The following is a 7,631-nucleotide window of genomic DNA, read 5'->3' as shown; positions in this document are numbered from 1 at the left end:
TGCAAACCTTTTTTGTCGCTGATATTTCCTGAGGTAATATGCGCCTGTAACAAGAAACCTTGTGTATCAACGGCAATGTGTCTTTTTCGGCCCTTAACCTTCTTACCTGCGTCGTATCCACAGAGCCCCCCTTTCGGTAGTCTTTACACTTTGACTATCAATAATTGCTGCACTAGCCTCTGCCACCCTTCCTAATACGATGCGCAAGTTTTTTCTTACATGCTCGCAGATTTTTGGGAAGAGTCCTTCCTTCTTCCATAACTTAAATTGCGAATAAACAGTTTGCCAAGGTGGAAAATCATAGGGAAGAAGACGCCAGGCGCATCCCGAGCGAAGTAAATAAAAAATAGCATCAAGCATCCTGCGCTTTCCGTATTAAGGTTTTCTTCCTTTGGGAGATCGCTTTTTCTCAACTAATGGCTTTATCAATTCCCATTCTTCATCCCTTAATTCACCAGGGTATCGTTTTCGTTCCATATTTTTTCCTCTATGTCGATAGCAAAAAGGATTAATATACAAAAAGTTAAATTTTAAAACACCCTCTTAAGTCTTTTGGAGCTTTTTACAGATTTTCTCTGTGTAGAAAAAGGGGATCTAGACATGGCATTCATGAGTGAATTAGATCCCTCTTGGAATGATGATTATCTCTCAAATATTTTACACCCCGAGGCTGCTCTATTTGCCAATCCATTAGCTCAATTCACTTGCGCTGCTGATTGTTTGAGCTCCTCAATAGATAAACCCCAAGATCAGCTTTTTTGGTGTGCTGGATGTGAAGGCAACCTATATCCGTTCAATGGGTATGTAGCACACCATATTAGCGGAATTCAGGCGAGCGCTTTGTTGGTCAATCGTGTGATTGCTAAGCTTCACCGACTAAGTTTGGTTAAGGGATTTGGCAAAAATGATTTTTGTGAAGCTAAGCCTATGCCTATCATCAAAAAGAGCCTTTACAAAACCCAACTATTGCATCCAGTTCCTCAAACAAGCGGTCCTTGTCACCCCTTAGGGAAAAGTGATGTATTATGGGGAAGTGGAAAAAGTTATCCGTAAGGAGGAGGGGACTTTGTATATTTAATCTGGAAAAAGAAACAATGCTGCTTGGGCTCTTTAAAAGCAGCTTCTGTTGGGACAAATAAATGAGGATTATTTTTTGCATTCCTACTTATTTTTCAAATGAGTCCAGAAGCGTACTCTGCAAAAGAAGCAAAGAATGAGGGCAAAAAGCTAGAGAAGGAAATGGTGAGCAAACCTTGGGATGAACTTAGCAACATTCCTTTAGAAGAGCTACAACCCTCGGATCAAAAAGGGAAGGTCTTTGATGCAAAGTTAGCTAAAAAGCAAATCAAAGATCAAAATATTCCAACAAACAAAGACGTTGAATTCATAAATGGAGCGGAGGTTCGTAAAAATATACAAGAGAACAGTCTCCTTGATCAGAATGAATATTTTCTTAAAAAAAGCTGAAGATATCTCTGCGAATGCAGATACATACATCCAAGAAATAGCTGAAGAAACTGCCGATTATGAAATTAAAAAATGTTATGAAACAGGATCTCCCTTTTCGCTTTCTCTGACTAAAAATCGCTCCGTACAAGTCATTAAACATCCTGAAGTAAAAAAGAATACGCGCGTTTGTTCGGGGCATTGGAAAAAAGGAAAGCATTATTGGAAAAAAGAGGCGAAAGAAGATGAGGATGCAGAAAGGAAAAGGCTCTCTCAAGATCCGACTGTTATGAAATTTGATGTTCAAATAAAAAATGGCAGTGGGATGCTAAAACACTACAAAGTTACAAGCGATTGGTGGCATTACGATAATGCAAAAACATGTGATGCCTTTCAATGGCAGGAGAAAAAGTTTCAAGAGCAAAGAAATGAAGAAATAGACTCTTGGGTTTTTGAAAATGAGAACGAAATATTAAATACACCTCAATGCACTTTTATCGGGAAGGACTGTTTAGAGCCGTCTGTCTCAAAATTAATTAACGGAGAGCAGATTTTTAGGCAATGTTGGAAGGAGAAATGGAATTATCTTTGCAAATACGATCGCAAAAAAGGATGTCAATTTCTTGCAAATCAAAATTGTACGCTCATCCATAAAGATTGCTTAGAAAAAAATACAGATGGTTGTTCTCTCTGGGAATTAAGCTATAAATGTCTATCTAATATCCAGAAAAAGTTTAAGAAGTTGGATGATAAAGAAATGTTCGGTTCGCAAGAAGAGGAGTGGGATACGGCTTTATCCCCAAATACCTCTTTTTCAAACGTTTTCTCAACGCTAAGCGTGTTTGAAGCAATAAAGCAAGACATGGAAAACTCTCAGCTATCAAATGACTATCAACTACAGATTTTCAAAGGAAAGAAATTTAAATGCGGTGTTAATGTTTCTGCTGATTTAATGTATGACTGTTGCTTTTCCTTTGGAGGCCTTACAAATACACTGAAGTTAAGTCATTGCAATACTGATGAGTTATCTTTGGGGGAGATGCGTGAGAAGGGATTATGCTATTATTTAGGGTATGATGAAAAAAAGATTTTAGACCTTTTGACAACTCGGAAAGAACATATTTTTTGTTGTTTCTCTACAAAATTGGCTCGAGTATTTCAAGAGCAAGCGAGAGAACAGCTGCAAATAGATTGGGGAACTCCTCAACATGCGGATTGCCGTGGTTTGAGTTCCGATGAGATTGCTAAGCTTGATTTTACTCGATTGGATCTTTCAGAAGCTTATGAAAAGCTTCCCGATACCACTAATTTAGAGCGGAAAACAAAAGACAAGGCAAAATTCGAAGAAAAAGCAGAAAATATTCAAAACAAACTTAAAGCAAGACTCTCTCAATGATTAGTAAAGTTTCGAAAATATTCATTGGATTTCTTTTTTTCTCATCACTTGAAGCCGGATGGTTAGATAGAAAAGCTGAAGGGTGGTGTTGGTATGAAGATCGATTTGCAAAAAAAGAAGAGGTTGAAGAGGAAGATGTTCAGGAGCCTTCTTTGCTAGTTCCCGATCTAAAAAAATCTTCTGACATATTGGCTGAAATAAAAAAGGACTTAGAAGAGAAATTAGCTGATGCGATTTTGAATCCCTCTGTAGAAAATCTTAAAGCTTATATGGATTTGCATAAACAATGGGTGGACAAGTCTGCTCAATTTGCACATAATTGGACTTATGTACTGTTAAATAATCCTGAACTAGATAACACAGTAAACCGTCCCGTTTCTCAATATGGAGTGCAGCTTGCGAAGAATATTGAAGCGGAGCGGACAAAAGCCTTAATTTCTAAAATTGCATCTGAAAATGGATTGTTTTTTTTCTATGAAGGAAAGAATAAGGTCTCTCAAGCCCTTGCGAAAGTCGTAGATTTATTTGTGAAGCAATATAAGTGGGAGCTTATTCCTGTTTCTATGGATGGGGCTATTATAGAACGTTTTCCTTCCTGTGCTAACAACAGGATTGCTGAAACTATGAACGTGCCATCATTCCCTGCTCTATATATCGTAGATCCTAAAACTAAGAAAGCTATACCTATAGCTTTTGGATTTGTGACATTAGATCAGCTTGAAAGAAACATTAAAGTTCAGTATCAGCGAATTAAAGAGTCCTAACGGCTTACAGAAATGCCAATGAGTATATTCGCAAATAAATAAACGCGGCGCCTTATTAGAAAATTTTTCTGAAACAAGATTTAATTTCCATTTAGTGAGCAGATGAGAGAAGTAAATGAAGGATAGATATTAAAAATAAAATCTGCTATTTTTCTTTCCCAAACTCGAAAAAATAAGCTATTTGTTCTTTGTTTATTCGTCCTTTTGCAACTTCTATGATGAGATCTTCAAAAGACTCGTCGTCAAATAAAATTTTAGCTTTATTTGCTTTCAAGAATAAATAAGATGCTCCAAATCCGGTTCGCTTATTACCGTCATTGAAAGGATGATTTTGGACAATGTGATAGAGATACGCGGCGGCTTTTTCATAAACAGTGTGATAAAGCTCTGTCCCAAAAATCGCTGCTTTAGGTGTTTCAATTGCGGATATTAGTAAATTGAGATCTCGAATCCCTTTTAAACCACCAAACTTGTCGATAAAAATATCATGCATTTCTTGAATTTATTCAAGGGTTAGATATTTAATCATTTTTTAGACAATCTCTTTAGGACATCGGCTTTTTCAACGAGAAGTTCTTTTAACAATTCGTCAAACTCATCTTTCTCTACATCTTTGTGCTTTTTTTTACCTTCGTCAAGACTTGGCAAATGTTCTATGACAAATTGTCTCAGACTAACACCCTCTTTGGCTGCTAACATTTTAATATAGGTATGTTGGTCTAAAGGGAAATCAATAGTTAAACGGACTGTACTTGGCTTGGGATTTTGTTTCATAGGAGTCTCCTTTCTTATAGGATACCGTATCGCCGTAAATAAGTCAACTGAACTGGAGCGAGATTCTAGAAAAAGGTTGATGGTTCAAAGTTTTTTAACAATAAAATATGAAAAGGTACTTTTTCTTTAAGAATTCGAAAAAAATTGATCTCCAATTTGTTGGCAGATTGTATTTATTTGATTGGTGATGCATGTACTGGAAAATTACCAGTGCGTTAATTCACAACTTCAACCACGAAAGGGTTAGAAACAGCTTAAAAAAATCTATAGAAATCTACTAAAATCTATTCAAATGAATAGATATATTAAGATCGGTGAAACCGCTAGACTTTTAGGTGTAAGCATTCAAACTCTTCGACGCAGGGAAGAGATTGGTTTGTAATCCCACACTTCAACACAGAGGTTAAGTTGATTGGATACAATCTTTCTCGGTTTTTTTCTCATGAACATGACCATGTAATTGAAAATGAGAAGGAGTTGGATTGGAGGGAATATGAATAAGCTCAACATTATGTTGGCCTATCTTTAAAAAAGCAGATTCCAAAACAAGATTGAATCCGACTCGCATCATGTAGCTTGCATTGCGATCATGATTGCCACGAATACAAATTGAGAACAAATGGAATGAAGATGTTCGACATCTCCAAGTCCAAAGTCACCAAGAAAAAAGACCTGATCTTCTGCATCAACATATTGATTCCAATTGTCAATGGGGCTTTTATTCATCTCCTCAACTGTCATGTAAGGACGACCAGCATACTTGATGATATTTTTGTGAGAGAAATGTGTGTCTGAAATAAACCATCTTTTCATATTTGAGCTCAGTGTTTGTGCAGAAGATCATTAAAGTCGATAATAGAGGAGAAAAAATCACTTTCCTTAACGTATTCATCAATGCCGTTCACGTGGATTAAAACAGGTCTTATGGAAATATTTTTAGGAAGAGCTAAGCTTTTGATTTTCTGTTTAACTTCATCAATGACGCTTTTTGTAATCTCCTGAGCGTTAAATTTGATTTCGCATAGATAACAGGTTCCAAATTTTGTTTGGATCATGTAATCAATTTGGCATCCCTGTCGATCATTCGCTTTACGCTGAAAAAATGGATTGTCATTCACAATTTCAGAAGGATCTATACCAAGGATTTTTTGTACAGCTTTTCGATTGCTAAGGACAAGATTTTCAAACTGCAATCCCATCGCAGATTGCCATTGAGGTAGTAGTTTTAGCCCTTGCTTTTCAATTTTCTTTTTATTCGGTTCAATATATTTGAGATAAAATCTTAAGTAATTATCCTTGAGTCGATAATGGCTTAATTTTGAATCTAGACCAGTCTTGAGATGCCAGGTAAAATCGCGAGAAACAAACCCTGCTGTGACAAGGTCTTCCATGTATTCAGAAACCAGGCTGTTTTTTTCAACCTTCAAGGCCGTGTAAATATCTTTAAGTTCACAAGGCCCATCTGCAAGCCTTTCAACGATGGTTTTGTAAGTAGCACTTCTAGAAGAGAACAAATCTGAAAAAATTCTTTCAAACTCACTAAAAAGAAAACCTTCTTTGCGAAAACACAACCTTTGGATATTGTTTTCAGCGCTTTGATTTGGCAAAATTTCTTCAAGGTAACGTGGAACACCTCCCATTACGGAAAGCACTTTAAGCTTATCAAAAGCTGAAACCCTATCTTGCTCGGCATTCCAAAATTCGTTACATTCATATAAAGGAAGCTCTTCCAGAACAATGTCTAATGAGATTCTTCCCATAAATCCCGTGCTACTCAGGATATTTTCTTCAATCCAACTGGAAATAGATCCACATAGAATCAAAACTAACTTTGGGTTGTTTTTGAAGTAGAGATCCCAAGCGGTTTTGAGTTTTCCAAGAAACGTGGGATCTTTTGAACCCATCCAGCTAATTTCATCTAAAACAAGAACAATTTTTTCTTTTTGAGCCTGTTGTGCTAAATGCCAAAAAAGATCACCCCAATCGTCAGCTCTTGGAAGAGGAATTTTCATTTCACGTTGTAGTTGACGAGCAAATTCTTCCTTTTGATCGGCTGCTGAAATGCCACTTGTCGGTGGAAGCCCAGAAAAAACATAATGAGGGGTTTTCTGAGCGAATTCTTGCGCTAGACGGCTCTTCCCAATTCGGCGTCTCCCCCGAATGACCACAAGACTAGCTGACTTCTTCTTAAAGAGTTCGTCGAGCATCTGAAGCTCTCTTTTCCGACCTACAAATGAATGCTGCATTTTGAATCCTTATTTGGTGATGAATTTATATTACCATTTTCCAGTCACCAAATCAAGAAAATATGATTTAGTGATTGACGAAATCCGCGTTCTTCCTGCATATTAGTGCCTTAACCTATAAGTGGTTTTTAGACCCCATTGGATGGACTACCGGCTTACTCTATGTCTTAGGTGTTATTGCCTTGGTTCAAAGACACAGCATAGTAAAAAAGATAAAAAATCATTCTAGTGTTATTGGACAATGAATAAGAAAGAATCAAGTATTACACTAAATTTTACCGAAACCCCATTCATACGATTTTTGAACGGAACACCGTTGTCACCGCCAAATACCATTTATGAATCTGCTTCAACGCTTCTCACTCAACTAAAGAAGGCTTCACCTAATGAAGTCTTCCGTAAACTTATTTTATACGGGGCTGTATCTGGTCAACACACCGTTCTTCCAGAAGCGACCTGGTTTGCCGTGTTTAATGATTTTTTCAATGTCTATTCTAGTGAATTTTCAGGGACAGAAAATAACCATGTTCAATTGCTATTGATTGAACTTCTCCAATTAATCTCTCAGAACTCTCTAGAAGACGGATGGAAAGAAATTAAAGAATTTTTGTTAAGACATATTGATGTATTCAGCGGATGGAATAGATGCTGGCAAAAAGACGACCTTGAAGAGCGAAAAGTATTTAGAGGAGAGGATGGAAATTATTAGACTTCTTTCGAAATTCCTTACGGCAACTCCAAATTGTATCCCCGCGATCAGGTTAAATCTTAAGTCAAACCGTTTTCTTCGATTTCTATACCTATCACTTATAATCTTAAATCTTTTTAAGCTGCCTATAACATTCTCATTTACAACTCTTTATGACGCGATTTCTCTCTTTTGTTGTTTTTCTTCCGCTGTTAATGGCTTCTTCTTACTTGTTTTCTTTGGTAGTTTTGTGTTGCTTTGTAATTTTTTTATACCTGTATATCCGCTATCCGTTATTCCAAAACGCTCTTTTGTCC

Annotated in this window: 11 protein-coding genes and 1 pseudogene; 5 read left to right on the top strand and 7 right to left on the bottom strand. The window is 36.8% G+C overall.

Annotation, left to right across the window (positions count from 1 at the left end):
* The coding region (locus tag AB7E63_RS12625; protein WP_428419615.1) for a hypothetical protein at window positions 1-77 on the bottom strand (77 nt) is incomplete at its 3' end.
* Between the two features lie 25 nt (window positions 78-102).
* On the bottom strand, window positions 103-360 hold the full coding sequence (locus AB7E63_RS12620; RefSeq protein ID WP_428419614.1) for a transposase: 258 nt from the start codon (window positions 358-360) through the stop codon (window positions 103-105).
* A 192-nt stretch (window positions 361-552) separates the two neighbouring features.
* Between AB7E63_RS12620 and AB7E63_RS12615 the strand changes: the two genes are divergently transcribed.
* From AB7E63_RS12615 to traF, 4 genes are all read left to right on the top strand, one after another.
* Window positions 553-1,053, top strand: a complete 501-nt coding sequence (locus tag AB7E63_RS12615; RefSeq protein WP_050784578.1) for a TraU family protein — start codon at window positions 553-555, stop codon at window positions 1,051-1,053.
* Window positions 1,054-1,239: 186 nt separating this feature from the next.
* Window positions 1,240-1,467 carry a hypothetical protein gene (locus AB7E63_RS12610; protein ID WP_428419613.1) on the top strand — a complete coding sequence of 76 codons (228 nt, stop codon included), beginning with the start codon at window positions 1,240-1,242 and terminating at the stop codon, window positions 1,465-1,467.
* Window positions 1,442-2,842 (top strand): conjugal transfer protein TraN, encoded by a 1,401-nt coding sequence (locus AB7E63_RS12605; protein WP_428419612.1) that lies wholly within the window; start codon window positions 1,442-1,444, stop codon window positions 2,840-2,842. The genes AB7E63_RS12610 and AB7E63_RS12605 overlap by 26 nt, the downstream gene beginning before the upstream one ends.
* Window positions 2,839-3,606, top strand: coding sequence for a type-F conjugative transfer system pilin assembly protein TraF (traF, locus tag AB7E63_RS12600; RefSeq protein ID WP_006341981.1), 768 nt, complete (start codon window positions 2,839-2,841; stop codon window positions 3,604-3,606). The genes AB7E63_RS12605 and traF overlap by 4 nt, the downstream gene beginning before the upstream one ends.
* A 145-nt stretch (window positions 3,607-3,751) precedes the next feature.
* Here traF and AB7E63_RS12595 read toward each other — a convergent pair whose 3' ends face one another.
* From AB7E63_RS12595 to AB7E63_RS12580, 4 genes are all read right to left on the bottom strand, one after another.
* Entirely contained in the window at window positions 3,752-4,099 is a 348-nt protein-coding gene (locus tag AB7E63_RS12595) for a type II toxin-antitoxin system death-on-curing family toxin (RefSeq protein WP_006341980.1), read from the bottom strand.
* Window positions 4,100-4,131: 32 nt separating this feature from the next.
* Window positions 4,132-4,380 (bottom strand): hypothetical protein, encoded by a 249-nt coding sequence (locus AB7E63_RS12590; protein WP_013925065.1) that lies wholly within the window; start codon window positions 4,378-4,380, stop codon window positions 4,132-4,134.
* Window positions 4,381-4,947: 567 nt separating this feature from the next.
* Window positions 4,948-5,193 carry a hypothetical protein gene (locus tag AB7E63_RS12585; protein ID WP_428419611.1) on the bottom strand — a complete coding sequence of 82 codons (246 nt, stop codon included), beginning with the start codon at window positions 5,191-5,193 and terminating at the stop codon, window positions 4,948-4,950.
* Window positions 5,194-5,201: 8 nt separating this feature from the next.
* Entirely contained in the window at window positions 5,202-6,626 is a 1,425-nt protein-coding gene (locus AB7E63_RS12580; protein ID WP_006341976.1) for an AAA family ATPase, read from the bottom strand.
* A 241-nt stretch (window positions 6,627-6,867) separates the two neighbouring features.
* Here AB7E63_RS12580 and AB7E63_RS12575 point away from each other — a divergent pair, with 241 nt between their 5' ends.
* Window positions 6,868-7,335, top strand: coding sequence for a hypothetical protein (locus AB7E63_RS12575; protein WP_041534469.1), 468 nt, complete (start codon window positions 6,868-6,870; stop codon window positions 7,333-7,335).
* A 36-nt stretch (window positions 7,336-7,371) separates the two neighbouring features.
* On the opposite strand, the pseudogene AB7E63_RS12570 reads toward AB7E63_RS12575, so the two are convergent.
* Window positions 7,372-7,631 (bottom strand): annotated as a pseudogene (locus AB7E63_RS12570) (transposase family protein); the annotation flags it as partial.

It is taken from the genome of Parachlamydia sp. (assembly GCF_050255895.1).
Classification (GTDB): domain Bacteria; phylum Chlamydiota; class Chlamydiia; order Chlamydiales; family Parachlamydiaceae; genus Parachlamydia; species Parachlamydia acanthamoebae.
Note: the sequence above shows the minus strand (reverse complement) of the source record. Positions and strands in the feature narration are given on the sequence as shown.

Excerpts from the sequence above, each read along its gene's own strand:
- AB7E63_RS12590 (WP_013925065.1), bottom strand. The coding sequence starts at position 4,380 with ATGAAACAAAATCCCAAGCCAAGTACAGTCCGTTTAACTATTGATTTC.
- AB7E63_RS12605 (WP_428419612.1), top strand. The coding sequence starts at position 1,442 with ATGAATATTTTCTTAAAAAAAGCTGAAGATATCTCTGCGAATGCAGAT.
- AB7E63_RS12580 (WP_006341976.1), bottom strand. The coding sequence starts at position 6,626 with ATGCAGCATTCATTTGTAGGTCGGAAAAGAGAGCTTCAGATGCTCGAC.
- AB7E63_RS12585 (WP_428419611.1), bottom strand. The coding sequence starts at position 5,193 with ATGAAAAGATGGTTTATTTCAGACACACATTTCTCTCACAAAAATATC.
- AB7E63_RS12575 (WP_041534469.1), top strand. The coding sequence starts at position 6,868 with ATGAATAAGAAAGAATCAAGTATTACACTAAATTTTACCGAAACCCCA.
- AB7E63_RS12595 (WP_006341980.1), bottom strand. The coding sequence starts at position 4,099 with ATGCATGATATTTTTATCGACAAGTTTGGTGGTTTAAAAGGGATTCGA.
- AB7E63_RS12610 (WP_428419613.1), top strand. The coding sequence starts at position 1,240 with ATGGTGAGCAAACCTTGGGATGAACTTAGCAACATTCCTTTAGAAGAG.
- traF (WP_006341981.1), top strand. The coding sequence starts at position 2,839 with ATGATTAGTAAAGTTTCGAAAATATTCATTGGATTTCTTTTTTTCTCA.
- AB7E63_RS12620 (WP_428419614.1), bottom strand. The coding sequence starts at position 360 with ATGCTTGATGCTATTTTTTATTTACTTCGCTCGGGATGCGCCTGGCGT.